Source organism: Photobacterium sp. S4TG1, assembly GCF_036040035.1.
GTDB lineage: Bacteria > Pseudomonadota > Gammaproteobacteria > Enterobacterales > Vibrionaceae > Photobacterium.
Genome location: NZ_JAYXUH010000019.1, coordinates 24,430 through 50,031, shown reverse-complemented (window position 1 = coordinate 50,031; position 25,602 = coordinate 24,430). Strand labels below are relative to the sequence as shown.

The 25,602-nt window shown below is 40.1% G+C and carries 24 protein-coding genes; 13 read left to right on the top strand and 11 right to left on the bottom strand.

Features of this window, described 5'->3' with window-relative positions:
* Nucleotides 1-16 precede the first annotated feature (16 nt).
* The gene (locus VXS03_RS17425) at nucleotides 17-376 is read left to right on the top strand and encodes a DUF423 domain-containing protein (protein WP_327765172.1); all 360 of its coding nucleotides are present in this window, start codon (nucleotides 17-19) and stop codon (nucleotides 374-376) included.
* Nucleotides 377-386: 10 nt separating this feature from the next.
* Nucleotides 387-1,472 carry a 23S rRNA (cytidine(2498)-2'-O)-methyltransferase RlmM gene (rlmM, locus tag VXS03_RS17420; RefSeq protein ID WP_327765151.1) on the top strand — a complete coding sequence of 362 codons (1,086 nt, stop codon included), beginning with the start codon at nucleotides 387-389 and terminating at the stop codon, nucleotides 1,470-1,472.
* A 98-nt stretch (nucleotides 1,473-1,570) separates the two neighbouring features.
* Here the strand turns inward: rlmM and xni are convergent, their stop codons facing one another.
* The 5 genes from xni to queF all read right to left on the bottom strand — a co-directional run bounded on the left by xni (nucleotide 1,571) and on the right by queF (nucleotide 8,963).
* Entirely contained in the window at nucleotides 1,571-2,350 is a 780-nt protein-coding gene (xni, locus tag VXS03_RS17415; RefSeq protein WP_327765150.1) for a flap endonuclease Xni, read from the bottom strand.
* Between the two features lie 77 nt (nucleotides 2,351-2,427).
* On the bottom strand, nucleotides 2,428-3,801 hold the full coding sequence (gene ppnN / locus VXS03_RS17410) for a nucleotide 5'-monophosphate nucleosidase PpnN (protein WP_327765149.1): 1,374 nt from the start codon (nucleotides 3,799-3,801) through the stop codon (nucleotides 2,428-2,430).
* Nucleotides 3,802-4,015: 214 nt separating this feature from the next.
* Entirely contained in the window at nucleotides 4,016-5,578 is a 1,563-nt protein-coding gene (locus VXS03_RS17405) for a sensor domain-containing diguanylate cyclase (protein ID WP_327765148.1), read from the bottom strand.
* 132 nt (nucleotides 5,579-5,710) lie between these two features.
* Nucleotides 5,711-7,990, bottom strand: coding sequence for a tetratricopeptide repeat protein (locus VXS03_RS17400; RefSeq protein ID WP_327765147.1), 2,280 nt, complete (start codon nucleotides 7,988-7,990; stop codon nucleotides 5,711-5,713).
* A gap of 121 nt (nucleotides 7,991-8,111) precedes the next feature.
* Complete coding sequence (gene queF / locus VXS03_RS17395) at nucleotides 8,112-8,963, bottom strand: NADPH-dependent 7-cyano-7-deazaguanine reductase QueF (protein WP_327765146.1); 852 nt, start codon at nucleotides 8,961-8,963, stop codon at nucleotides 8,112-8,114.
* An 86-nt stretch (nucleotides 8,964-9,049) separates the two neighbouring features.
* On the opposite strand from queF, the gene syd reads away from it, so the two are divergent.
* Nucleotides 9,050-9,604: a SecY-interacting protein gene (gene syd, locus VXS03_RS17390; protein WP_327765145.1), complete on the top strand. Its 555-nt coding sequence runs from the start codon at nucleotides 9,050-9,052 to the stop codon at nucleotides 9,602-9,604.
* A gap of 3 nt (nucleotides 9,605-9,607) precedes the next feature.
* Nucleotides 9,608-10,384, top strand: a complete 777-nt coding sequence (locus VXS03_RS17385; RefSeq protein ID WP_327765144.1) for a Zn-ribbon-containing protein — start codon at nucleotides 9,608-9,610, stop codon at nucleotides 10,382-10,384.
* 42 nt (nucleotides 10,385-10,426) lie between these two features.
* On the opposite strand, the gene VXS03_RS17380 is transcribed toward VXS03_RS17385, so the two are convergent.
* The 4 genes from VXS03_RS17380 to VXS03_RS17365 form a co-directional block, all read right to left on the bottom strand.
* A complete protein-coding gene (locus VXS03_RS17380) occupies nucleotides 10,427-10,699 on the bottom strand; it encodes a hypothetical protein (protein ID WP_327765143.1) in 273 nt (90 codons plus the stop codon).
* A 25-nt stretch (nucleotides 10,700-10,724) separates the two neighbouring features.
* Complete coding sequence (locus VXS03_RS17375; protein WP_327765142.1) at nucleotides 10,725-10,955, bottom strand: DUF2789 family protein; 231 nt, start codon at nucleotides 10,953-10,955, stop codon at nucleotides 10,725-10,727.
* 2,417 nt (nucleotides 10,956-13,372) lie between these two features.
* Nucleotides 13,373-13,687 (bottom strand): DUF3301 domain-containing protein, encoded by a 315-nt coding sequence (locus tag VXS03_RS17370; RefSeq protein WP_045037476.1) that lies wholly within the window; start codon nucleotides 13,685-13,687, stop codon nucleotides 13,373-13,375.
* 33 nt (nucleotides 13,688-13,720) lie between these two features.
* Nucleotides 13,721-14,770 (bottom strand): DUF3549 family protein, encoded by a 1,050-nt coding sequence (locus tag VXS03_RS17365; protein WP_327765141.1) that lies wholly within the window; start codon nucleotides 14,768-14,770, stop codon nucleotides 13,721-13,723.
* Nucleotides 14,771-14,927: 157 nt separating this feature from the next.
* On the opposite strand from VXS03_RS17365, the gene VXS03_RS17360 reads away from it, so the two are divergent.
* The 3 genes from VXS03_RS17360 (at nucleotide 14,928) to VXS03_RS17350 (ending at nucleotide 16,600) form a co-directional block, all read left to right on the top strand.
* Nucleotides 14,928-15,245, top strand: a complete 318-nt coding sequence (locus VXS03_RS17360; protein ID WP_327765171.1) for a YqcC family protein — start codon at nucleotides 14,928-14,930, stop codon at nucleotides 15,243-15,245.
* 9 nt (nucleotides 15,246-15,254) lie between these two features.
* Nucleotides 15,255-15,992, top strand: coding sequence for a tRNA pseudouridine(65) synthase TruC (truC, locus tag VXS03_RS17355; protein ID WP_327765140.1), 738 nt, complete (start codon nucleotides 15,255-15,257; stop codon nucleotides 15,990-15,992).
* Between the two features lie 146 nt (nucleotides 15,993-16,138).
* On the top strand, nucleotides 16,139-16,600 hold the full coding sequence (locus VXS03_RS17350) for a flavodoxin (RefSeq protein WP_327765139.1): 462 nt from the start codon (nucleotides 16,139-16,141) through the stop codon (nucleotides 16,598-16,600).
* A gap of 102 nt (nucleotides 16,601-16,702) precedes the next feature.
* On the opposite strand, the gene glnD is transcribed toward VXS03_RS17350, so the two are convergent.
* The gene (gene glnD / locus VXS03_RS17345) at nucleotides 16,703-19,324 is read right to left on the bottom strand and encodes a bifunctional uridylyltransferase/uridylyl-removing protein GlnD (RefSeq protein ID WP_327765138.1); all 2,622 of its coding nucleotides are present in this window, start codon (nucleotides 19,322-19,324) and stop codon (nucleotides 16,703-16,705) included.
* A gap of 136 nt (nucleotides 19,325-19,460) precedes the next feature.
* Nucleotides 19,461-20,300 carry a type I methionyl aminopeptidase gene (gene map, locus VXS03_RS17340; protein ID WP_327765137.1) on the bottom strand — a complete coding sequence of 280 codons (840 nt, stop codon included), beginning with the start codon at nucleotides 20,298-20,300 and terminating at the stop codon, nucleotides 19,461-19,463.
* Nucleotides 20,301-20,667: 367 nt separating this feature from the next.
* Here map and rpsB point away from each other — a divergent pair, with 367 nt between their 5' ends.
* The 6 genes from rpsB (at nucleotide 20,668) to VXS03_RS17310 (ending at nucleotide 25,602) form a co-directional block, all read left to right on the top strand.
* Entirely contained in the window at nucleotides 20,668-21,396 is a 729-nt protein-coding gene (gene rpsB / locus VXS03_RS17335) for a 30S ribosomal protein S2 (protein WP_080158997.1), read from the top strand.
* 117 nt (nucleotides 21,397-21,513) lie between these two features.
* Nucleotides 21,514-22,359: a translation elongation factor Ts gene (gene tsf / locus VXS03_RS17330; RefSeq protein WP_327765136.1), complete on the top strand. Its 846-nt coding sequence runs from the start codon at nucleotides 21,514-21,516 to the stop codon at nucleotides 22,357-22,359.
* Nucleotides 22,360-22,451: 92 nt separating this feature from the next.
* The gene (pyrH, locus tag VXS03_RS17325) at nucleotides 22,452-23,180 is read left to right on the top strand and encodes a UMP kinase (RefSeq protein WP_036793410.1); all 729 of its coding nucleotides are present in this window, start codon (nucleotides 22,452-22,454) and stop codon (nucleotides 23,178-23,180) included.
* 70 nt (nucleotides 23,181-23,250) lie between these two features.
* Nucleotides 23,251-23,808 carry a ribosome recycling factor gene (gene frr / locus VXS03_RS17320; RefSeq protein ID WP_036793412.1) on the top strand — a complete coding sequence of 186 codons (558 nt, stop codon included), beginning with the start codon at nucleotides 23,251-23,253 and terminating at the stop codon, nucleotides 23,806-23,808.
* 75 nt (nucleotides 23,809-23,883) lie between these two features.
* Entirely contained in the window at nucleotides 23,884-24,645 is a 762-nt protein-coding gene (locus VXS03_RS17315) for an isoprenyl transferase (protein WP_327765135.1), read from the top strand.
* Between the two features lie 108 nt (nucleotides 24,646-24,753).
* Nucleotides 24,754-25,602, top strand: coding sequence for a phosphatidate cytidylyltransferase (locus VXS03_RS17310; protein ID WP_327765134.1), 849 nt, complete (start codon nucleotides 24,754-24,756; stop codon nucleotides 25,600-25,602).

The window sequence follows — 25,602 nt, the reverse complement described above, 5'->3', positions numbered from 1 at the left end:
TCAGCATTCACGACTTATGTTGATGTTTGCTGCTTGCAGCGGCGTGGTGATGGTGGCGTTAGGGGCTTTTGCTGCCCATGGATTAAGCCACCGCCTAGCACCGTATTTACTCGACGTGTTTAAAGTTGGGGTTCAATATCAAGCGTGGCATACCTTAGCATTATTAGCTTGTGGAATATTGTCACGCTTTTTGCCATCAAAAGCGTTATCATACGCGGCGCTGTTTTTTGTCATTGGTATAATTTGCTTTAGCGGCAGTTTATATGCCTTGGCTTTAACTGGCATTAAATGGTTTGGTCCTATCACTCCGATGGGCGGAATATGTTTTATTATTGGCTGGGTGATGCTTGCAATAGCCACCTGGCGTTCAGCTTGAGGGTTCCAACGTGAATCAAGTTTTATTGTACTGTCGTCCTGGCTTTGAAAAAGAATGTGCCGGAGAGGTTCAAGACAAAGCAAATACGCTGGAATTGTTTGGTTTCCCTCGGGTGAAAAACAATTCAGGTTATGTGTTATTTGAGTTTTACCAAGCAGGTGATGCCAATAAATTCATTCAATTGCAGCCATTTTCGCAATTGATTTTTGCTCGTCAAATGTTTGCAACATCAGCAATGCTAACGGGTTTACCAACAGAAGATCGTATTTCACCTATTTTAGATGCTATTGGTGAAGACTTCCCTATTTGTGGTGATCTACGTATTGAAACGCCTGACACTAATGAAGCAAAAGAACTATTGAAGTTCTGTCGTAAATTTACGGTGCCACTACGTCTAGCAATGCGTAAGCGTAATATTCTATACGTTAAAGATAACCACAAAAAGCCAGTATTACATGTGTGCTTTATTGCCCCTGGTTGTTGTTTTGTTGGCTATTCTTACCCACAAAATAACTCACAGTTTTTTATGGGCATTCCACGTCTTAAATTCCCTGCGGATGCGCCAAGCCGCTCAACATTGAAATTAGAAGAAGCATTTCATGTGTTTATTCCTCGTGAAGAGTGGGATGAGCGTTTAGCACCAGGTATGTGGAGTGTCGATTTAGGCGCTTGTCCGGGTGGTTGGACGTATCAATTAGTGAAACGTTCGATGTTCGTTCACGCGATTGATAATGGCACCATGGCACAAAGCTTAATGGATACTGGCCAAGTTAAATACCATGCAGTTGATGGCTTTAAATATGAGCCAGCACGTAAAAATATTACGTGGATCGTCTGTGACATGATTGAAAAACCAGCGCGTGTGGCACACCTTATGGGTGAATGGTTAATTAAAGCATGGGCGAAAGAAGCTATTTTTAACCTGAAATTGCCAATGAAAGGCCGTTATGATGAAGTACTACAAGATATTGAAAATCTAAAAGTATTGCTGATTAAAAATGGGGTTAAGTTTAAGCTACAAGCGAAACATTTGTATCATGACCGTGAAGAAATTACGGTGCATATTCAACGCTTAGATAATCGCTCTGCATATTAATTTGTAGCGAGTGTAGCGGATTATTATTAACGCCATCCTTACAAGGGTGGCGTTTTTTATGGTCGGTATTTGTTTGTATTATTAGCGTTACCGCTAAATTAATCCTGATTTAGTTCGTTGTAACGAATATCTTGTAGATTAAAACCAAGTTCTAAATCAGTTTTTAAACTTGCAACCGCTTTTGATGCTCGAGCTGTTTCTTCATTGCCAGTGATTTTCTTTTGCCATTTAGGAGCAAGATCGGTTGCGGTTAGAATGGTCTCAAGGTTAGGGTAGAGATTTAATAGTTCTACCGCCGCTTTAGGGCCGATGCCTGCAATTCCTGGAATTTTACTGGAACTGATACCAGCTAATCCCCAATAGTCAGTTAGCAGCTGTGGTTTGACGCCATATTCTTTTTCAATAAAAGGGCTATCAAGCCAGCGTTGTTGAAAGTAATCACGAATACGTAAGGTGGGTTGTAGCAACTGACAATACCCTTTGTCGGTTGAAACGATAGTGACTTGTTCACTGCGAGAGGCGACTTTTAATGCCAAAGTTGCGACTAAATCATCCGCTTCATCGCCATCAGAGAGTAACGAATCAATACCTATTGCCATAAATGCATCTTGAATGCTGTCCATGCCGGCTAATAGTTCTGGCGGCATTGGCTTACGGCCTTCTTTGTAGTGTGGTAGTAATTCTGCGCGCCAACCACGATCATCACTATTATGGTCAAACACTGCCACGATGTGACTTGGCTTGGTACTATTAATGATTTTTTGTAATGCCTGACAACACACTTTAGCAGTGTTATCGATATCGGGCAGCCCCGGTTGCGCAGCATGGACGCGACGAATAAGGTTTAATGCATCAATAATAACAAGGTGAATAGCCATAAATAAATTCTATTTAGATGAATAAAAGGAGCGCTTAGGCTCCTTATTGTACGCAAAACTATGATCAAATGACGATATTATTTTTTAGGCTCGTGGCTATTAATGATTTCATAACACGGTTCGTATTTACTACCGGGTAATTTCATTCGTTGTTGGTCCACAAAATTTTTGAGTAGCTTATCCATGCGTTGCATCAAGACTTTATCACCATCAATTTTAAAACGGCCATAACGTTCGATTTCATGAATGCCTTCTTCTTTAACATTACCCGCCACAATACCGGAGAATGCTCGACGTAAATTAGCTGCGAGCTTTTCTTTAGGTTGATCCATGTGTAAATCTAAACTTGCCATGGCCTTATGTGTCGGTGCGAATGGCATTTGGAAATCTTCAGGAATTGTTAGCGACCAGTTAAAACAATAAGCATCACCCGTGGCTAAGCGGTGTTCTTTTACGCGTGCCATTGACGCTTTCATTACTTGTGCGACTTCAGCAGGATCACCAATAATAATTTGATAATGCTGCGTTGCAGTTTCGCCTAACGTGTCTCGAATAAAGTCATCCAGAGTGCGGAAATAAGCTTCACTTTCTTTGGGGCCCGTGAGGATCAATGGCAAGGGTTGTTCTGCATTATCGGGATGCATTAAGATCCCTAAAATATACAATAGTTCTTCTGCTGTACCTGCTCCACCTGGGAAAATAATGATGCCATGGCCCACGCGCACAAAGGCTTCTAGGCGTTTTTCTATATCAGGTAAAATAACCAATTCATTGACTATTGGGTTTGGTGGCTCTGCTGCAATAATTGATGGTTCAGTTAAACCAATAAAACGGCTGCCTGAGTAACGTTGTTTTGCATGACCAATAGCGGCACCTTTCATTGGTCCTTCCATTGCGCCCGGTCCACAACCAGTACAGACATTAAGTTCACGCAAACCTAGTTCATTGCCGACTTCACGAGTGTATTGGTATTCAATTGGGTTAATTGAGTGACCGCCCCAACACACGATAATATTAGGATCTTCACCTGCATGCAGGGTGTGAGCATTGCGTAACAGGCTAAACACAAAATCAGTAATATGAGGCGCACTCGCCAGATCAATATCATTTCGACGCGCAATATGCATATCGACATAAATGATATCGCGCAATACTGAAAACATGTGTTCTTGAATACCGCGAATAATACGACCATCAACAAAGGCGTGCTCAGGTGGATTTACAAGCTCGATTTTAATACCACGTTCACGACGCAATAAATTAATTGCAAAATCGAGGTGTTTCTCAAGTAATTCTTTGGAATTATCAGTGTGACTACCTGAGTTTAAAACCGCCAGTGAGCAGTTACGGTATAAGCGATATAAATCACTGGATGCTGTTGCTTTTAGACTGTCGGCTTCTATTTGTGATAATAGGTTCATAGCGCCGATAGGGCTGATATGCGTAATCATAATAACCTCCCTGGTAATGATGAAACAGCATGTTCATTTATTAAGACAAGGCAGAAGGCAAGGTGTATTCACTACAGGACTGGTGCAAAAATCAAATAAAGAACAGTAAGATAAATTATTCTATATTGTTACCATACACAGTGATTTTCTCTTTGACCAGTAAATGATAGGAATAATATAAGCATTGAACGATGAAATGAATATAGGGTAAGGGTCATTGATCTTGATGGATAATGGTGTTGCTACGCTGGGCTTGGCTGTGACGTAAGGCGGTTTCAATACGCTGGATAACATTTTTAGGTGTATCGTGATTGTTGAAAAATGATGTGCAGATAGACGCAGACATTGAAATACTCTGGCTTTTAAAATGTAATGGTAATTGAGTGATCGCTGTTTGAATATCGTTCATTAATTGCTGGCATTGTTGCTGATCAATATCTGTCATTAATAATATAAAGGCATCTTCACTAAAGCGAGCAATAAAGTCTGTTGGGTTTAATTGTTGGCTAATAGTTTGGGCAATAATTTTAAGTGCCTTGTCGCCTGCATGATGCCCATAGTCATTATTTAATTGGGTAAAGTTATCGATATCAATCAGCACTAAAAGTAATGGGTTTTGATAGCGTAACCAGCGTTGGTATTCGTGCTCGATACGATCATTAAATGCGCTGCGATTATAGGTTAAGGTTAACTTATCTCGAAAAATATTTTGTTCTTGCTGACTTAATCGTTGGCGATAGCTATACGTTTGTTGTTGTAACTGCTGCACTTTATGATCGTTATGATTTAGCTGTTCTATTAACGCTTGTTCTCGTTGTTCTAATTGATTATTACGTAGTGCTAATTGTTGTAATTCATGGGTGATTTTTTTCCATGACGAAACACTGTCTTCTGGTGAGGGGATAATATTAATTTCTTGATTAATGTTAGAGACAAGCGTGGATATACCACTATTAAAATCACGTCGATGTTGATGTAAAACAGAAAAAGAATTGGCAGTTTTGGCGGTGTTTTTTTGAAGTGAAGCTAAATCGCCATTAAGTGTATTTAGAAATCGCTGCGATGCATAACGCTCATTATGAGTACCCGAGACAATAAGGCGCAAAACTTGAACTAATAAAGCTAATAGTGTTGATTGATCGACACCTTGCACTAATTGATTTCGAATAGAAAATAACTGCTGACCTTGCTCATTAGTAAAGTCTATTTCGGTGATAAGTTGTTGTAATTCTGCTACTAATTCAACACTAAAGTGATGCAGGTTCTCATTCGTCAACGAGGTTTTATTATGGGTGGCCGTTATTAATTTAATGCTGCGTTCATACAGTTCCAGTAAACGAACGATACGTTGATGATTATCTAATAACGTTGTCGGTTGTTGGTTGAAAAGATGATCTAAATCTCGTTGTAATGATGCAGGTAAATCTTGGTGTTGTATCAGAGTTTGACCCCGTTGATTTATCTGCTGTTGTAAATGATGGTTTTGCTGTTGGATTATATCTGCCTGTTGAATAACAAGTCGTTCAACAATTGCTAATCGTGGAATAAGTCGACTGATCTCTAGAGGCTGTTCAAGATCGTGGGTTATGGATTGCAATGTGTTGTCGAGTTCATTATCAAGACCTCGACAAGCAATAGTTAAGCGAGTGATCAGACGTTTTAATATTACAACCTCACGACGCGATTTTAGGTTGGAATCACGGTAAGAAAGTTGAGCACGGTCTAATTGTTGTTTTAGAGTATTAACTTCAGCAACAATTTCACTGATATCTGTCATTGATTAGGCATCTACTTTGGTACGCTTAAAAGTCATTTAATTCATGATTTTACTATTATTTTTTAAATATGCTATCAAAAATAAAATACAATGGTTAGTGAAATTTTACAAAGTTATGAGTCATTTATAGATTTAATTGATATCTTTGTTAGGATTGTGATCGTAGTTCCAGATTATTTCACTATTGGTTGAACTACGCACTTTTACTAGTCCTTTTTCTATTCCTTCAATACAAGAACGACGAATGTTATCACTGACAAAACTGGCTGCAGGGGCAGCATCAATTGCAGATAAATGCACCCAGTGACTGCCTGAGTGTTTATTATTAAGGCTAATACCAGCATCAACAGTCATCAATAAAATATCAATTAATTCTTGGTCATTAATGGCGGTATATGAGCGTGGCAAGAATGGGTATTCTGCCATACCTATTTGTAGTGAATTTTCGATATTTAATGGCTGTGTATAATTATCAATTAACTGCTGGATCGAGTCTGCAAGTTGCTTTGGATCACAACTTAAGCGTGCATTTGGCTCAATATATAAAAACATAGCATCGGAAAAGTGATAAATACGAGCGGGTTCTAGTACTTGCTGTTGCAAATAATTACCAAATTCTTTTTCTGCGGCAAGGCCTTGTTGGTAGCCTTTCTCTAACGATATATGTTTTAAAAATGATACTTCAAATAACGCGAAGCGTAACCGATCACTTAGTGGTTCATTAATAATTTCACCAAGATGCCATTGTTCAAAGTTGGCACTGCTCTGTTGAAGTGAGTTAGCGAGCCGTGCATTAAGCATGCGCAGATTACGCAAACCACTACGCGGGTGAGTATAGTAATCTGTGGTTAATTTAGTGAGTTGCTGTTTTAATTGTTTATTAATATGCTGGCGACGCCATAGTAGCAATAACATAATCACTAACCCTCCCATCAAGGCTAAAGATATTTGCTGTTGCTTATAGAGTGCATTTTTATTGGTGAATTGCTCACGTTCCATTTCTTCAAGTTTTAGCGAGCGTTCCATCATTTTTTGTTGTTGTTTAAAGACTTCAGTATTACTTTTGGTCGCGTTTTTTTGTTTGCCAACATACAGTTGTTCGTAACGACGTTGACTAAGCAAAGCGTTGTAGTAGTCATTTTGTTTTTCAAACGCTTTCGATAATATTGATTCACCCATTAATTGTAAATTTGTAGCACCAATACGACTGGCTGAAATTAATCCTGCTTGTAATGAGGTAATAGCATCATCTAACTCACCTTTTTCGAGCTCTAATTGCCCTTGTAAAATTTGGCTTTCTGCGACAATATTTTCATTACCACTTTGAAGGGCAAGATTGCGGGCCTGAACGATATATTGCTCGGTTTTAGGGTAGTTATATAAATGCAAATAAACCCGTGCGATATTTAATCGTAAGCTTGCAGAACGAACATCATGTTGCAGCTGGTTCTCTTGGTCAAGAGCATTAAAATAATGTACTAAAGCAAGGTTATAGCGCCCTTGTTGTTCATAAATAGAAGCAATTAAGGTCAGTGTTTTAGCTAATTGCTGAGTACGTTTATAGCGCTCAAAAAACTCACCAGCTTGAGTGGCATGTTCTAAGGCCTTATCAAATACATGACGCTCTTCAAACAGTTGCGCTAATTCGTAATTGGCACGTGCAATTTGGGGTTGATCTTCATTTTCAACTGCAAGCCAGTAGCCGCTTAATAAACGATCAAGTGCCATATCATAATGGCGATGATGCAAATAATGTTGGCCTAATGTGAGCTGATAATTAATCGTTTCATCTTTGTCGTCAAAGGCGGCTAAATATCCTTTGGCCTTGATAAATAATTTTTCAGCCGCTTCATCATTACCTAAGCTAGACTCAATTCGCGCCCGTAACATCAATGATTGATATTTTAATTCTTGTAGTTGGCTGGTGAGTTTTACGGGGGGTGAATGTTTCATATCAACACTGAGAGTGTTAAGCATTTTTAATGCAGTTGCACTGTTACTTAAATTAACCCAATAAAATTGTGCTAATAAAATACGACTTTCAAAGACACTGAACATAAATTTATTACTAAAGGCTGTTTTTTCAGCTTTTTTAATAACACTAATGGCTTGTTCTGGTCGTTGTAATAGAGATAACGCTTGTGCTTGCAGTTGAAGAGCATTAACGGTGTTAAGTGGCGTTCTTGTTGAATGATCTGCTTCACCATTAAGGTGTACGCGAGAAGGATCTTGCGGTGGGCTAAGACGTCGTTGTTCTAGGTAACTTTGAGTTATAGTGAGCGTTCGCTCTGGCTGGTTAACCAATAAATTGTGCGCTTCTGTGAGGATCGGCGAACTATAAAGTTTGGCTTGAAGATCAAATGAAGTTGTTAGTAATACTAACCCAGAAAGAAATAGGCCACGAAAAATCATATAATCTCAAAACAGCACAATAACACACAAGATAGTATTGATTTTACGGAGTAAATATATCAAGTCCAGCAAAGTAACGGTTTTTGCCGGACTTAATGTTGAATTCGTCGTTAGGATCTACTTACTGACGTGCGAGACGGAAATTATCACTTGGCGTTTTACCCATATTAGTACGGTATGGATTAATATCTAAACCACCACGACGGGTATAACGTGCATAAACCGTTAATAATTCCGGCTGACAGAAACGCATAATATCGTTAAAAATACGCTCAACACATTGTTCGTGGAATTCATTGTGGTTTCGGAATGACACGATGTAACGTAGTAATTTTTCACGGTCGATACGGTTACCTTTATAAGCGATACGTACGCTACCCCAATCTGGCTGATTAGTGATTAAGCAGTTTGATTTTAGTAGGTGACTATGAACAATTTCTTCTACGACGTCGTTGTTATCAGCTGCACTTTCAAGATATTCAGGCTTAAAAGCATAGTCATTAATTTCAATATCTTGATCGTCAATGCATTCACCAAAGAAATTAACAATAGGTTGCTCATTAAAATCCGTGAGAGGCTGAATGGTGACATCTACATCTTCGCCTGCACAACGTGATAAATCAATTTGTAGTGTATCTGCAATATCTTGCCAGCTATCAAAACGAGTTTGATTAAAACTGTTAAGGTATAGTTTGAATGATTTTGATTCGATAAGATTAGGGCTTGATGCGGGTAAACGTACTTCACCAATCGCAACTTGTGGTAAGCCTTTATTATTGAGCCAAGATAATTCGTATAATGTCCAAATATCATAGCCAGTAAATGGCAGTGCATCATCGCTGATATTAATATCGGTACGGTTTAAGCTTCTTGGCACAGGTTGCAGTAATGATGGATCATATTGATCTTTATACTCTGTCTTTTTGCCAAGGGTTAAACCTGCTAATTCTTTAGCGTCTTTATATTTACTCATACTGTCTATGACACTCTTGGATTAGAATAGATGTCCGTCGAAACGGTTTAAACCTAAAGTTTACTGAATCTTTTATGAGGTTGCGAATGAATCATCCTGTTACCTGCGCTTTATCTGATTTTTCTGCTCGTTATTTACAAGCATGGTGTGATGCAGATCGCGGTTTTCCCGAAAGTGAACATTTAGTGGGTCTTATCTCACCCTGTGTTATTGCAGATGATGGCCAAAATGTAACTTGGAAACCCATTCAACGTCAGCCTATTATTGGTTTAGATGGTGTTGAAAAAGGCATGGATTTATTACTCCATAGTGATATCAATGCGTTTTATGGATCACAATTTAGTGGTGATATGGGCGCAATGTTTGGTGATTTATCGTTAGATTTATTACAAGCGTTTAATGACGATGATATTGAACGTTTACAACAAAATATTCTTGGGCATTTGGTGACTCAACGTCGAATGAAGCTGAAACCCACGGTCTTTATTGCGGTTGTAGATGATGAATCACAAGTCATTTCTATTTGTAATTTAACCGGACAGGTAGTGTTAGAGACATTAGGTAAAGATATTCGCCAGCCATTAGCTGATGATGTGGCGACATTTTTACAGCAATTACAACCACTAGTGACTGAGGTATAACACGTGTTTGTTGTTGAGTTACAATTTGAATGTTTTGATAATACGACCTTATCGCAAGTTGATACCGCTATTAATGGTTTAATGGACGCGTTGCGCTATAACGGTCAAGCGCTTGGACGTGAATTCCCTGTTGTCATTGATGATGGTATTTTTCGAGTGAGGGTCGTGTGCCCTGAAAAAGAAAGTCTTCATTTGCGTTTTAATAGCCCGCAAGTCAATCAATGTTATGAGCAATTAACGAATGCGTGTTTGCTTGCGCCTAAAATAAAAATACTAGGGGTTGATCTTAATTCAGATTCGGTTGCTGAAAGTTTTTCACCCTCATGGCAAGTGCTTTATACCACTTATGTTCATAGTTGCTCACCACTTCGGAGTGGTGATACGTTGTTGCCGATTCCATTATATCAAACAGGGGCAACGACAAATGATGATTATAAAGCGATCATCAAATGGCAGACTGAATGGCAAGCTTTTGATGAAATTCAAATGGCCATTAAAAGCCCAGCGGCGGTGGCAATGGCATTGGCTGAAATTGGTGATGTAGACAGTGAATTGTTTGTGCGTGGGCGTGATTTATGTCGTCATATTGAAATTACTACTGAGGTACCAACGTATTATTATCAGTACCGTGTTGGCGGTGAAAGCAAAGCGGCTGAATTAGAGCGTCGATGTCCAAGTTGTGGCGGAGAATGGCGAGTACCAGAAGCACTGCATGGTTTATTCCATTTTAAATGTGATCGGTGCCGAATTGTGTCTAATATGTCGTGGAATTTTCAGTAAGAATGTTAAAAGCACCTTCATAATTTAGGTGCTTTTTTATTATTAGCGATCAGCTTCTAGTCGCGCTAAACGGGTTGAAAGTGTCAGCACTTGTTGTTCAAGCTGTTCGAGACGTTGTTCCGTTGTTAATACCTGCTGTTGCTTTTCTATACGCGGTACTTTGGCGTTTTTCTGCCAAGCTTGTAATGCCTTTATGATGACTGGAATTGGTAATGGTGTAGTGAGGCGCGCCTTAATTAATGCTGTTGATGGTTGTTTATTTTCAGCAATTAAACTTGTTATTACTTGTTCTATCTCTTGAGTGATGGCTGACATCATAGTTCCTTGATAAATATTGCGCTTATTTTCGAAGTAAAGTATCTAATTGATCAATCACTTCACACCAATCGGCATCTTGTTGTTGTGCTTCATTAATAAATTGTTGTTGAGCAAGAGTAAAAAAGGCTGCATCCGCTAATTTTTGTGATGGCGTTAATGAATGTGTGTGTAAAAAATATTCAATAAATTCAGTTGAATTTTCTAAACCTAATTGACTGAATAAATTAGCCAAATTGTGGTTGAATGCTTCCATTTTCGCTCCTTATTTAGCTAGGTATTCTCTTTATATGAGTATAGTGGATATCAGTGTAAATAGTCACCTCAGTCAAATTGCTAATGCCGTTGTAAGAGATCTCTTACAACGCCGTGAGAGATTGAGCGTGTTATTAGTGGATATTACTACATGTTAAGTTTCATGTTATTGAAATTTAATGATTATTATTATTTTTGTTCGAGTGGAATGAAAATACATATCAAAAAGTGTTTAAGCATAGATTGTTAATAATAAAGAAAAGCGTAGTCTTAATGGTGTCGAAGGATACGACATAACGGAACAGGAAAGCGCCACGGATACAGGCAGTCTCAGGATGAGATACTGGTAAATTAGGATGATTTATCAGACATGGAATGTGAAGGGAACACCGTAGGATGCGGTTTAAGATAAGTAGGATGCTTATCTGTCAGGAAGACTAGGATAGCTTCAGGACGAAGTAAGGAACACCTCTAGGATTGAGGCATAAAGGATCGCTTCAGGATGAAGTAAAGGACACCTCCAGGAAGGAGAGGAGAGTCAGAACAGGATGTGATGACGGGTTAGGATAGCCAATGGAACAATTTCAGGAAGAAGTATAAAGGACAATGCTGACGGAACACAGCAGTCAAGGGATGGAAGCAGGGAGCAACATAGTAGCTGGATTGCTGCAAGTAAGACCTCAGGGCGCGACGAAAGTCGCGCCCTCTCTTTTTTTTGGAAGAAAAATAATCTAATCAGTTATCGTGATAAATTTGTTTTGATTATTTAAGACCGACTTGTTTTTATTCGCACCTCGCACCTCGCACCTCGCACCTCGCACCTCGCACCTCGCACCTCGCACCTCGCACCTCGCACCTCGCACCTCTATCTATCTGTATAATAACAATATTTTACTTTATGTAAAAAAGTATGATAAATAATGAATGGTTTTTATCTATTGACTGTGTGCGAGATCTCTTACAAGTGTGTGGGAGATAAGCATGATATAAATGCTTATATAATTACCATTTCAACCTAATTCATTGTTATTTATCATGTTATTGTTTATTTTATCTTGGCTTATTAAAATTTAGTAAAAAAGATATTTTGTTCTATATAGGATTTAATCGGTAATTCACATAATATTAATGGTGTCGAAGGGAACCGACAAACGGAACAGGAAAGCGCCACGGATACAGGCAATCTCAGGATGAGATATTGGTAAGCTAGGATGGTTTATCAAACATGGAATGTGAAAGGAACACTGTAGGATGCGGTATTAAGGTAAACAGGATGTTTATCTGTCAGGAAGGCTAGGATAACTTCAGGACGAAGTAAGGAACACCTCTAGGATTGAGGCATAAGGGATAACTTCAGGACGAAGTAAGGAACACCTCTAGGATTGAGGCATAAGGGATAACTTCAGGATGAAGTAAAGGACACCTCCAGGAAGGAGATGAGAGTCAGAGCAGGATGTGATGACGGGTTAGGATGGCCAACGGAACACCTTCAGGAAGAAGTATAAAGGACAATGCTGACGGAACACAGCAGTCAAAGGATGGATGCAGGGAGCAACATAGTAGCTGGATTGCTGCAAGTAAGACCTCAGGGCGCGACGAAAGTCGCGCCCGCTCTTTTTTGTGTTATTCACAAAGCTACTTATTAAATTACTGTGTGTTAAATTTGATTCTTTGTTGATGACTTGTTTTTATTCGCACCTCGCACCTCGCACCTCGCACCTCGCACCTCGCACCTCGCACCTCGCACCTCGCACCTCGCACCTCGTATTATAATAAATGAGCGTTTTTCTACTTGTTTTGTAAGAGATCTCTTACAAGCTTGTGGGATAACTTCGTTATTTGGTCTTACTCATGCGGCTTGTTATTTATAAAATCATTTAATATCATAATCTTATGTAATTATGTTTATTTGTTAAAATTAATATTAAATAATTAATGGGGTGTTTAATGTTGCGTCATTTTTGTGGTAAGGTAAGATATTGTCATCAGCTGGAGCTGACAAGGATTTAGGAATAGCCACGGAATTGGCCGCTCAGGATGAGCACATAGATGGTGCGGATTACCATCTAGCTAGGATGCATAAGTCTCTCTAGGATAGAGGGCTATAGATAGGATATCTATTTGTCAGGATGACAATATTCTAGGATGGAATTGGGACAAATTTCATGATGAAGTTAGGATGACTTCTAGTGGAGTAAAGGACACCTCCTTCACGGAGAGAGAGTCAGTAGTGGATATACTGATGGGTCAGGGATTACCGAAGAATGACTTCTAGGATGAAGTTAAGATTTACCTGGGGATTTGTATATCAAGGATTGATAGCAGGGAGCACTACAGTAGCTGGATTGCTGCAAAGTAATATCTAAGGGCGTGACAATATTTATTGTCGCGCCCATTCTTTTGGGGGGCGAGAAAAAGTTAATAATCGCAGCCTTCAGGAATACGGTGCGGCGGCACATAAAAATAGCTTGCACGTAAACGTTTCATTTCAATATAGCCTTGATAGACATCCATACCATCAGTTGAAAACTCAAACACAAATACTGTTCGCCAGCCCCATTCTCCATGATGATCTTTGAGTTTTTGTTCACCTCTGGCAAAGCTGATCATTTGTAAGCCCATATTTTTACAACGCTGCTCAATGTAATACTGTGCTAATTCAGTTTGGCGCCGTTGCTGCCAAAATAAGAAGCCGATAATAGCAATAATTAAAATACCGAACAGGTTATCCATAGAGTAAAAATCCCTTATAAACAATGAATGCGATTAGTGATTATTTTTAGCATGTTGTTGTAATTTTTGAATGGCAGTGATCAGTGCTGGATCTGCTTGACCATGAAGTATCTGTAACATGATTCCACGTAATAATGGTTGCATGACTAAATCAGTAAATAGTTGATTAAACAGTGTCTGATCTTGAGTTTCAGCTAAACGTAATAAAAATAATGAGGCGATATCTATATCAGTAAAACCACTCCAACAACGACCAGCTATAGCAATGAGTACCTCTCGGTGACATAACGACGGTTGATGCAAAATAGTCGTTAGGGTTTGCTGTAATTGTTGTGGTGCACTACCTGCAAGGGCACGTACTAACGCTGATATCAAAAATAAATCGGGTTGCTGTTGTTGGCATTCTAGCGTTAAGCGTTCCGTTATACGTTGCGTTAACGATGCAGGAATAGGGCAATGCTCAAGGCAGCCTAGTAATGCATACAGTGGCGTCATTGGAAGATGGTTTAATGCTTTACGTAACGAGGTTACGTTATTGTGTTGTGATATACGAGCACAGATATCAGCTAAGCCTTGTAGACCTACGTGTTGCCATTGTAACCAATCTTGTTGGCCTGATAAGTAAGCTTGTGCATCGGCATAGTATTGGCTAGGCGGTAGGTTAAGTAATACTCGTAATTGCGCATTAAATATCGCCATTTTGTCATCATTGGGCTTAAACGTATAAGGGTTGTTGGCAAGTTTTTGTTGCTCATCTTCGGTAGGGGTACTGTTTAAACTTGCGCCCATAGCCTCAATGACATATTTAATAAAATCACCAACAGCCGCTTGTTTTAGTAACCCTCGTTCATCCAATGGTAAGCGTAAAAACCATACCCAAGGCGGTTGTTGATGCTGCCAAAAGGAAATCGCAATATGGGCATGTTGCTGAAGTGGCCATGGATAAGGCTGACGGTTTTCTTCAACCGCTTTAAATTGGTCGCTATCAATTTCATTTACTCGACGACCTAAATCAAAAATATTGTAACGACAACCTGCGTTATCAAGCAATTGGGTTAAAGTATGAAAGGTTTCCATGGACATAATAAATAAAGCTCCTTCAATTTAGCTTGTTAGTTTAAGTGATCGTATTAAGTCAGCATACCTGTGAATAGATCGCTAATCACCATAATATAGTTGGGGCTGTTGGGCCAAAATGCTATCCTGCGCCGTTTTTATTATCAATAAAAGAGGAGTTATGATGGATAAATATCATCAAAGTCAGCAATTACTCACTCAATTAGAAAATATTCTACAACATCATCAATATTGGCAGGAGGTTGCTCCTGATCCACAAGCATTATCGAGTACAGAACCTTTTGCGATTGATACTTTAGATTGTCATCAGTGGCTTCAATGGATTTTTATTCCTAAGCTACGTTATTTAATCGTGCAACGCTTACCATTGCCGACTCAATTTGCTATTTCATCTTATGTAGAAGAAGCAATGAAAAACCAAGTTGGTGCAAGAGATATTGTGGCGACAACACGTGAAATTGATCAATTATTTAAACTTTAAGTGGGCATAATGGAACTGGAAATTTTATATCAAGATGATGTGTTTATTGCTGTTAATAAACCCGCGGGTATGTTGGTGCATCGTTCTTGGTTAGATAGCCATGAAACTGTCTTTGTGATGCAAACATTGCGCGATCAAATTGGTCAGCATGTGTTTCCATTACACCGTTTAGATCGACCAACATCTGGGGTGCTTTTATTTGGCTTATCCAGTGACATTGCTGCGATGATGATGCCTTTATTTGCGGGTCGAGATGTACATAAAACTTACCACGCGATTGTTAGAGGCTGGATCAAAGAAGCGGCAGTATTAGATTATCCGCTTAAAGTGATGTTGGATAAAATTGCTGATAAAAAAGCGACTGAAGATAAAGAGCCTCAAGAGGCGATAACGGCTTATGCGCCATTAGCGACAGTTGAAACAGACATTGCAGTAGGGCGTTATGCAACCAGTCGTTATAGCCTAATTGAGCTAAAACCAGAGACTGGACGTAAACACCAATTACGCCGTCATATGCATCATTTAGATCATCATATGATTGGTGATGTTAACTATGGTGATGGTAAGCATAATCGTATGTTCCGTGAGAACCTTGATTGTCATCGTTTGATGCTGCACGCATCACGATTACAATTTAAACATCCGTTAACTGGTGTTGAGCTTGATATTCGTGCTGATGTTGATGATGTTTGGTTGCATGTTATGACAACCTTTAATTGGTCACCGTCATTACTTTTACATGCATAATATAAAAAGCCTTCAATGATGATCAATGGGCGATAGCGCAAACTTATCAGCTTAAATTTACGTCAGCACTTGCTTTTCTTTAGTGTAATTGCCAGATTGGTAATAGTCCCTTATTGAGGACGTCTGACAGCAAAGGAGAGCGGACAATGAATAAGTTAGGCATATTTGTAGGCTCTGTATATGGTGGAGCAGAAGAGTTGGCAGAAGCATTAGCCGCAAAATTAACCTCGGTGCCCGTTGAGATTTTCTTTGACTCAACACTAGACGATTTTATGGCTTATGATGCTGATACGGTGTTAATTATTAGTTCGACGACAGGACAGGGGGAGATCCCTGAGAACCTATTACCATTATATGTGGCACTAAAAGATCAATTTCCACTATTACCTAAGCAACATTATGGTGTAATTGCGTTAGGTGATTCTAGTTATGGGGAAGATCGTTTTTGTGGTGCAGGACGTCAATTTGATGCGCTACTAACCGAACTCAATTCAACATCGGTTCAACCACGGTTAGATATTGATGCTGGCGTACATTTTGAGCCGTTAGACGTTGCAGATGTATGGTTTACGCAATTTGTAGCGAGTGCCGATCAAGCTGCCGCGTAACTATATTATTGAGATGGCACTGATTGTTGATATTACCATCGAGAGTTACCCCGTTAGTCATTAACGGGGTATTAATCTTACACCTCAAAATAATTGTGTTACTTACGCATGTTTGTTAATAGTAATAATTAATGTTTCACGCAATAATTGCTGCTGTTGTTTGGTTAGGCGTCCGCCAGTTTCATTAACAATAATAAAAAAGTCTTCTGCTCGCTCACCGATAGTGGTGATTTTAGCAGCTTGTAAACTGATATTAAGATCTGCAAATACAGCGCCAATTTTCGCTAATAGCCCAGGCATATCTAATGCGACTAACTCCATCATGGTTTTACGACCGGTTTTGGTTGATAAAAATTCAACTTTGGTCGGCACATTAAAGTGGAGTAATTTTCGCGGTGCTCGGCGAATTTTACGTTCAGATTTCATTGCAGTAAGGGCTTTGGTTAAATTACGAATAATACCCACATGGCGGTTTTCATTAATTGCTTTGCCGTTAGGATCAAGCACCATAAAAGTATCTAGTGTATAACCATCTTTACTGTTCATGATTTGAGCATCATGAATACTTAAATTTTTCTTATCTAGCTCTGAGACCACAATTGAAAATAATTTGGCTTTATCTTTACTGTAGATAAAGACTTCTGTGCCGCCACGGGTGGCTTTCTTACTCATCAAGATAATTGGTTTATCGCCACTGTGTTTTAATAGTGCCTGTGCGTGCCATGCCAATTGTTTATGTGTATGACGTAGAAAGTAATCGGCTTTAAAACGACGCCATAACACTTCAATATCACGTGGCATAAAGCCTTTTCCGCGTAATATTGCCGATGCGAGTTGTTGATTGTGACGAATACGATCACGCATGTCTGGAGTTTTTTCTAGCCCGCGGCGTAATGTTTTTTGGGTCGAGTAGTATAATTCTGCTAATAGGGTGCGTTTCCAACTATTCCATAGATCTTGGTTAGTGGCACAAATATCAGCTACGGTTAAGCATACGAGGTAATCTAAATGCTCCTCATCTCCGACTTGTTTAGCAAACTCTGCGACGACTTCTGGATCATATATATCACGTCGCTGAGCGGTGACGGACATTAATAAGTGTTTTTGCACCAGCCATGAAACCGTTTCAGCATCAGGGTGAGACAACCCGTGTTCGATACAAAAATCATAAGCATCCACCGCACCTAATTCAGAGTGATCACCGCCGCGCCCTTTAGCGATGTCGTGAAAGATCGCAGCTAAGATTAAGATTTCTTTTTTAATTAAACGCGGATAAACCTCACAACAAATTGGGTGCTGTGAATGTTGATTAGGATCGTTAAATTTATGCAGATTTTTAATAACACGAATACTGTGTTCATCAACGGTATAGACATGAAATAAATCAAATTGCATTTGGCCTACAATGTGACTCCACTGGGGTAAGTAGGCTGCAATAACTCCATGGCGATGCATTAATTGAAATGCTTTTTGAAGTGCATTGGGCTGGCGTACTAATTCCATGAATTTTTCGCGAGCCGCAGGAATTTCAATTAGAAATCGATTTAGGCGACGTCTAGCGGTGCGTAATTGACGCAGAGTAGGGGCGGCAATGCCTTCTATATCCGAATTTTGTGCAATATGAAGAAACATATCGAGAATGGTTTCTGGTCGCGCTTGAAATAAGGCTGGTTTTGTCGCCTCAATTAAATTGCCCCGTAATTGAAAATCTTCGTTGAGAACAATAGGTGTTTGGCGAGAATCTGGTTTAATGATCGCTTCATCAAACAGCTGTAATAACATTTTATTGAGTTCAGCTACGCGGCGCAAAATGCGATAAAACGCTTTCATCATCATTTCGACTGCTTGATTACCTTCACCATGATAATCGAGGTTTTCTGCCACTGAGGTTTGATGATCAAATGTTAGCCGATTATCATAACGACGCAGCTCTATGTGGAGTGCAAAGCGAATTCGCCACAATGCATTTTGGCATTCAACTAGCTCTCGGTATTCAGCATCAGTTAAAAAACCATGATGACTCATTTCTAATAAGCTGGTGGCACCAAAATGACGTCGCGCAACCCAGCTAAGAGTATGAATATCACGTAAGCCGCCAGGACTTGATTTGATGTCAGGTTCAAGATTATAGGTGGTGTCGTGATAACGAGCATGGCGAATGCGTTGTTCTTCAACTTTGGCTTGATAAAATGTTTCACTTGGCCAAAAGGAAGGTGAATTAATTGCCACGGTTAATTGGTGGAATGTTTGTTGGTTGCCACATAAAAACCGTGACTCAGTTAAATTAGTCGCGACAGTGAGGTCACCTTTACCAACGGCAATACATTCTTCAACGGTACGTACACTTTGGCCAACTTCTAAGCGTAAGTCCCATAATAATGTTACTAATGCACTGACATTGGTTGCGACATCTGCCGTTAGTGGATGTTGACTTAATATCAGCAAATCAACATCAGATAATGGATGCAGTTCTCCGCGGCCATAACCACCAACAGCAATTAACGCTAAGTCGGGCTGTTGTTCAAAGCCATAAAAACGCCATAATCGAATTAACAATTGATCAATAAAATGGCTGCGCTCTGTGACTAAATCGACAATGGATTTTTGCTGTTTAAATTGCTGTTTTTGCTCTTCAGCGAAATGGGTAAGCGCACTACGCAAGCTATCGAGAGTAATGGCATCATCGAGGTAATCAGAAAGTTGCGTCGCTAAAATATCTGTCATTGCTGTCCGTGCGGTAAAGGTATCTTGTATTTACTATAACCATTTCGAATCATGAACAGTATCGTTAGATATAAAAAAACCGACGCATAAGGTCGGTTTTTTTGATTTTAGCAACGATGCTAATGCCGATAACGAATTATGCGTTATGCATTAAGCGTGGCAATGTTTCTTCTTTACGTAGTGTTAAGATTTCACAACCATCTTTAGTTACTAATAAGGTATGTTCCCACTGTGCTGATTTCTTACCATCAACCGTGTAAACCGTCCAACCATCTTGCTCGTCAGATTCACAGCCGAATTTACCAGCGTTAATCATTGGCTCGATAGTAAAACACATGCCTTCTTTCATTACTGAGCGATCACTATTTTTGTAGTGAACCACTTGTGGCTCTTCGTGGAATTCATTACCAATACCATGACCACAGTAATCTTTTACAATAGAAAAACGGCTACTACCCGCTTTGATGAATTTCTGAATAGCGGTACCTAGGTCACCAATTTTTGCGCCCGGTTTTACTTTTTTGATAGCCAGATAAAGGCTTTCTTGAGCAACACGACAAAGGCGTTTGTCTTCAAGAGATACTTCACCTACTTCAAACATCTTTGAAGTATCACCATGGTAACCATCTTTAATCACTGTCACGTCAATATTAATGATGTCGCCATCTTTTAATATTGCGGGCTTGTTATATTTGCCGTTAGCTTCTACAACAATTTCATCTGCTGATGCAGGAATGCCGTGGCAAACAACGTGGTTAATAGAGGTACACACAGATTTAGGAAAGCCGTGGTAGTTCAACGGTGCCGGAATAGCTTGCTGAACTTGTGTGATGTAGTCGTGACAGATTTGGTCTAGCTCTTCTGTCGTCACACCTGCCTTTACATGCGGTTCGATCATTTCTAATACGTCTGCAGCCAAGCGGCCAGCAACACGCATTTTTTCAATTTCTTCAGCCGTTTTGATCTTAATGCTCATAAAATCGTCTCAATCTGTATGTTTCTGTGTGGGACTATATTACCAGCCGCAAGGGGTTAAAGGGAAGATAAGATTAGTTCTCATGTCCAATTTTGACTGGATTTTATTAGTCGTTCTATGGTATAAAGCGCGCCGTAAACAGTGATTTTGTATCTGTTGTGAGCTGTAATTTAACCCTTGTGGTAAGGTTATTGCTTGTGATGGTGCAACTTGATTGGATTACACATACTTTATTTATTATTCACACATATCGACACATCTGCCGGGGTGCTCAGTTACTTATTGTAAGTAACAACAGCAATATGCTGTTATCGGGTCGGTTTTAAGATGGGATATGTGGACGCCTAACCCCATAGAGGATTATTCAATGGCAACTGTATCAATGCGCGACATGCTTCAGGCTGGTGTACACTTTGGTCACCAAACTCGTTACTGGAACCCAAAAATGAAGCCATTCATTTTCGGCGCTCGTAACCGTGTACACATCATCAACCTAGAAAAAACTGTACCAATGTTCAATGCAGCACTAGCTGAAATTGAAAAAATTGCTGCACGTAAAGGTAAAGTTCTTTTCGTTGGTACTAAGCGCGCAGCTAGCGAATCAATCAAAGAAGCAGCAATTAGCTGTGACCAGTACTACGTAAACAACCGTTGGTTGGGTGGTATGTTGACTAACTGGAAAACTGTTCGTCAATCAATCAAGCGTCTTAAAGATCTTGAAGCTCAATCTATTGATGGTACTTTCGAAAAGCTAACCAAGAAAGAAGCGCTTATGCGTACTCGTGAAATGGAAAAGCTTGAGAAATCACTAGGTGGTATTAAGAACATGGGCGGCCTACCAGACGCAATGTTCGTAATCGGCGCTGACTGTGAGCACATCGCAATCAAAGAAGCTAACAACCTAGGTATCCCAGTATTTGCTGTTGTTGATACTAACTCTGATCCAGACGGCGTTGATTTCGTTATCCCAGGTAACGATGACGCAATCCGCGCGATTCAGCTTTACACTGGTGCTGTAGCTCAAACTGTTAAAGAAGCTCGTAACCAAGATATCGCTGTTCAAGCAGAAGAAGACGGTTTCGTAGCTGAAGCTTAATAGCCTGCTGCTTTACATAAGCATCTTAAGTTACCTTGCGTAAACTAAGAATGGTTACCAGGGGCCGATAATGGCCCCTGATTTTTACTCAACGAATTCAAATCTGAGGATTATCACATGGCAACAGTTACAGCTGCCCTAGTTAAAGAACTGCGTGAACGTACTGGCGCAGGTATGATGGATTGTAAGAAAGCACTAGTAGAAGCTAACGCTGATATTGAGCTAGCAATCGAAAACATGCGTAAGAGCGGTGCTGCTAAAGCTGCTAAAAAAGCAGGTAACGTAGCAGCTGAAGGTACTATCATCATCAAAGATGCTGACGGTAAAGCAGCACTTGTTGAAGTAAACTGCCAGACTGACTTCGTTGCTAAAGATGGTAGCTTCCTTGCATTCGCTAACTCTGTTGCTGATGCAGCACTTGCTAGCCATGCAACAGTTGAAGAACTTCAAGCACAGTTTGAAGAAGCACGTATCGAGCTAGTAGCTAAGATCGGCGAGAACATCTCTATCCGTCGCGTATCATACATCGCTGGTGATAAGGTTTCTGCTTACACTCACGGTACTCGTATCGCAGTAGTTGTTGCTGGTAACGGCGACGAAGAAACACTTAAGCACATTGCTATGCACGTTGCTGCATCTAACCCTGAATACGTTAACCCATCTGACGTACCAGCTGAAGTTGTAGCAAAAGAGCGCGCAGTTCAAGTTGAAATCGCTATGAACGAAGGCAAGCCACAAGCTATCGCTGAGAAGATGGTTGAAGGCCGCATGAAGAAGTTCACTGGCGAAGTTTCTCTAACTGGCCAAGCTTTCATCATGGAACCTAAGAAAACTGTTGGCGACATCTTGAAAGAAACAGGCGCTACAGTAACTGACTTCGTACGTTTAGAAGTTGGTGAAGGTATCGAGAAAGCTCAAGAAATGAGCTTTGCTGAAGAAGTAGCAGCTGTTCAAAAAGGTTAATCCTTTTTAATCAGAATATCAAAGACCGCAACCGAGGTTGCGGTCTTTTTACAACTCTATATCTTAAAATCAGCCTGGAAGGTAAAAAAAACATGACCACAAACCCTAAACCAACTTATCAACGTATTCTTTTAAAACTAAGTGGTGAAGCACTGCAAGGTAAAGAAGGATTTGGTATTGACGCTCAAGTTCTTGACCGCATGGCACAAGAAGTAAAAGAACTTGTTGAATTAGGTGTTCAAGTCGGCCTTGTAATCGGTGGCGGTAACCTATTCCGTGGCGCTGGCCTGGCTGAAGCAGGTATGAACCGAGTTGTGGGCGACCACATGGGTATGCTAGCAACGGTAATGAACGGCTTAGCAATGCGTGATGCGCTGCACCGTGCCTATGTGAACGCGCGAGTAATGTCTGCTATTCCTCTAAACGGCGTATGTGATAATTATAATTGGGCTGATGCAATCAGTCAGTTACGTCAAGGTCGCGTTGTTATTTTCTCTGCAGGTACTGGCAATCCGTTCTTCACAACAGATTCTGCTGCATGTCTTCGTGGTATCGAAATCGAAGCTGATGTAGTATTGAAAGCAACAAAAGTTGAAGGCGTGTTTACGGATGATCCAGTTAAAAATCCAGATGCAACGCTTTGTGAACAGCTGAGCTACCAAGATGTACTTGAAAAAGAACTTAAGGTAATGGATTTAGCTGCATTTACCCTTGCTCGTGACCATAACATGCCAATTCGTGTATTTAACATGAATAAGCCAGGCGCATTACGCCGTGTTGTTATGGGTGAGCAAGAAGGTACGCTGATCACTAACGCTTAAGCCTTGTAAATTGATTAATATGGCGCTGATGCTCAGTGCTATGATGACAGCATAATTTAAGGTATTTATCGTGATTAACGAAATCAAACAAGACGCGCAAACGCGCATGGAAAAAAGTGTTGATGCACTGAAAGGTCAATTAGTTAAAATTCGTACTGGCCGTGCACATCCAAGCCTACTTGATACTATTTATGTTGAGTATTACGGCGCAAGCACACCACTAAAGCAAGTTGCTAACGTGGTTGCTGAAGATTCACGTACATTGGCTATTACAGTCTTTGATCGTGAGCTATCAGCAAAAGTTGAAAAAGCGATCATGATGTCTGATTTGGGCCTGAACCCAATGTCAGCAGGTACTGTTATTCGCGTTCCATTGCCACCGCTAACAGAAGAGCGTCGTCGCGATCTAGTTAAGATTGTACGCGCTGAAGCTGAACAAGGCCGTGTTGCGGTACGTAATATTCGTCGTGATGCAAACGCAACAGTTAAATCTTTACTAAAAGATAAAGATATTTCTGAAGATGATGATCGTCGCGCACAAGATGAAATTCAGAAACTAACTGATGAAGCTATCAAGAACATCGAAGCTGTTCTTGAAGTGAAAGAAAAAGAGCTAATGGAAGTTTAAGACATTAGTCTTAATTTAGCTGACAAAGTTAAGGCGCTGTGCGGCAGCACGGCGCTTTTTTTTTGAGGGATAAATATGGCACAACCTTTAATAGATGCTGCTCTTTCTGTCGATTGTCTTCCACAACATATTGCAGTGATTATGGATGGCAATGGTCGTTGGGCAAAAGCCAAAGGTAAAGCGCGAGTATTTGGCCATAAAGCAGGAGTAGAGGCGGTACGTAAGACTGTTTCTACTGCAAATCGACTCGGAATTAAAGTTGTTACATTGTTTGCTTTTAGTAGTGAAAATTGGCGTCGTCCAGAAGATGAAGTATCACTACTAATGGAATTATTCATGACCGTTTTAGGCCGTGAAGTAAAAAGACTACATAAAAACAATATTCGATTATGTATCATCGGAGACAAAAGTCGCTTCAGTGCTCGATTGCAGAAAAAAATAGCTGCAGCTGAGCTGTTAACTGAGGGGAACACTGGGCTAGTGTTAAATGTCGCTGCTAACTATGGTGGTCAATGGGATATTCTTCAAGCGACTAAGCAAATGATGCAGCGAGTAGTAGATCAGCAACTTGACATTGAATCTCTGACTGAACAAGATTTAGCGCAGGGGTTAGTGACCCAAGGCTTACCGAATGTTGATCTATTAATTCGTACTAGTGGTGAATGCCGTATTAGTAATTTTATGCTGTGGCAAACCGCTTATGCTGAATTGTATTTTACTGAACAACATTGGCCTGATTTTGATGAACAAAGTTTGGTAGATGCTGTTGCATGGTTTGTAGATCGTGAGCGCCGCTTTGGTTGTACTGGCGAGCAGATACAAGCTTTGTTAAAATAAAAAACATCATTTTCGCCAATGCACAATGTCGTGTGTTGGCGTTATTGTTTAAGTAGCGGGTATTACCCAATACTGAATATTATATTTCCTATTAAAAGAGGACGCAGCTTGCTCAAGCAACGAATTATTACCGCGTTAATCCTCGCACCACTTGTCATTGCAGGGATCTTTTTTCTGCCGTTACCCGCTTTTATTATTGCAATGGCTGCAATAACCTTAGTCGGTTTTTGGGAGTGGACGCAGTTTGTTAACGCATCATCGCGTATTAATGCAATGATATTACCGAGTGTTACGTTGGGAGCAAGTGTTGTGCTATTACCCACCGATCCTGCGTCACTCTCTCATCCTATTGGTATTTATCGCGCTATATTGCTTATTGGTGGATTGTGGTGGTTAGTGGCATCCGCATTAGCAATCAGCTATCCAAAAAGTGCCGATTTTTGGGCGAAGAAACCATTTCTAAAGCAAATTTTTGGTTTGCTCACATTATTGCCTTTTTTTTGGAGTATTTTAATGCTCCGAGCCGTGAACTATGACAATAATCCGTATCATGGTGCCTGCTTAGTTTTACTTGTGTGCTTATTAGTTTGGGCTGCCGATACTGGTGCTTATTTCTCTGGCAAGCGCTTTGGTAAGCATAAGATGGCGCCTGCAGTAAGCCCGAATAAAACTATTGAAGGTTTAATTGGTGGTGCTTGCTTAGCAATCTTTATTACTTGGCTAGGATCGCATTTACTGTCGATTGAATTCACCTCATTAGGCCAATTATTCTTTATTGCTATTATTACTGTGATTATTTCAGTATTAGGCGATTTAGTTGAAAGTATGTTCAAGCGAGTTTCCGGCATAAAAGACAGTGGCAATATTTTACCGGGACATGGCGGAATACTGGATCGTATTGATAGTTTAACTGCGGCAATTCCGGTATTTGCATTACTCTATCTGTGGCTAATATAA

What these genes read in the sequence shown, in the direction of transcription:
- VXS03_RS17425 (WP_327765172.1), top strand. Translation starts at nt 17, where the DNA reads ATGTTGATGTTTGCTGCTTGCAGCGGCGTGGTGATGGTGGCGTTAGGG.
- xni (WP_327765150.1), bottom strand. Translation starts at nt 2,350, where the DNA reads ATGGCTATTCACCTTGTTATTATTGATGCATTAAACCTTATTCGTCGC.
- ppnN (WP_327765149.1), bottom strand. Translation starts at nt 3,801, where the DNA reads ATGATTACGCATATCAGCCCTATCGGCGCTATGAACCTATTATCACAA.
- VXS03_RS17405 (WP_327765148.1), bottom strand. Translation starts at nt 5,578, where the DNA reads ATGACAGATATCAGTGAAATTGTTGCTGAAGTTAATACTCTAAAACAA.
- VXS03_RS17400 (WP_327765147.1), bottom strand. Translation starts at nt 7,990, where the DNA reads ATGATTTTTCGTGGCCTATTTCTTTCTGGGTTAGTATTACTAACAACT.
- queF (WP_327765146.1), bottom strand. Translation starts at nt 8,963, where the DNA reads ATGAGTAAATATAAAGACGCTAAAGAATTAGCAGGTTTAACCCTTGGC.
- syd (WP_327765145.1), top strand. Translation starts at nt 9,050, where the DNA reads ATGAATCATCCTGTTACCTGCGCTTTATCTGATTTTTCTGCTCGTTAT.
- VXS03_RS17380 (WP_327765143.1), bottom strand. Translation starts at nt 10,699, where the DNA reads ATGTCAGCCATCACTCAAGAGATAGAACAAGTAATAACAAGTTTAATT.
- VXS03_RS17375 (WP_327765142.1), bottom strand. Translation starts at nt 10,955, where the DNA reads ATGGAAGCATTCAACCACAATTTGGCTAATTTATTCAGTCAATTAGGT.
- VXS03_RS17370 (WP_045037476.1), bottom strand. Translation starts at nt 13,687, where the DNA reads ATGGATAACCTGTTCGGTATTTTAATTATTGCTATTATCGGCTTCTTA.
- VXS03_RS17365 (WP_327765141.1), bottom strand. Translation starts at nt 14,770, where the DNA reads ATGTCCATGGAAACCTTTCATACTTTAACCCAATTGCTTGATAACGCA.
- VXS03_RS17360 (WP_327765171.1), top strand. Translation starts at nt 14,928, where the DNA reads ATGGATAAATATCATCAAAGTCAGCAATTACTCACTCAATTAGAAAAT.
- truC (WP_327765140.1), top strand. Translation starts at nt 15,255, where the DNA reads ATGGAACTGGAAATTTTATATCAAGATGATGTGTTTATTGCTGTTAAT.
- VXS03_RS17350 (WP_327765139.1), top strand. Translation starts at nt 16,139, where the DNA reads ATGAATAAGTTAGGCATATTTGTAGGCTCTGTATATGGTGGAGCAGAA.
- glnD (WP_327765138.1), bottom strand. Translation starts at nt 19,324, where the DNA reads ATGACAGATATTTTAGCGACGCAACTTTCTGATTACCTCGATGATGCC.
- map (WP_327765137.1), bottom strand. Translation starts at nt 20,300, where the DNA reads ATGAGCATTAAGATCAAAACGGCTGAAGAAATTGAAAAAATGCGTGTT.
- rpsB (WP_080158997.1), top strand. Translation starts at nt 20,668, where the DNA reads ATGGCAACTGTATCAATGCGCGACATGCTTCAGGCTGGTGTACACTTT.
- tsf (WP_327765136.1), top strand. Translation starts at nt 21,514, where the DNA reads ATGGCAACAGTTACAGCTGCCCTAGTTAAAGAACTGCGTGAACGTACT.
- pyrH (WP_036793410.1), top strand. Translation starts at nt 22,452, where the DNA reads ATGACCACAAACCCTAAACCAACTTATCAACGTATTCTTTTAAAACTA.
- VXS03_RS17315 (WP_327765135.1), top strand. Translation starts at nt 23,884, where the DNA reads ATGGCACAACCTTTAATAGATGCTGCTCTTTCTGTCGATTGTCTTCCA.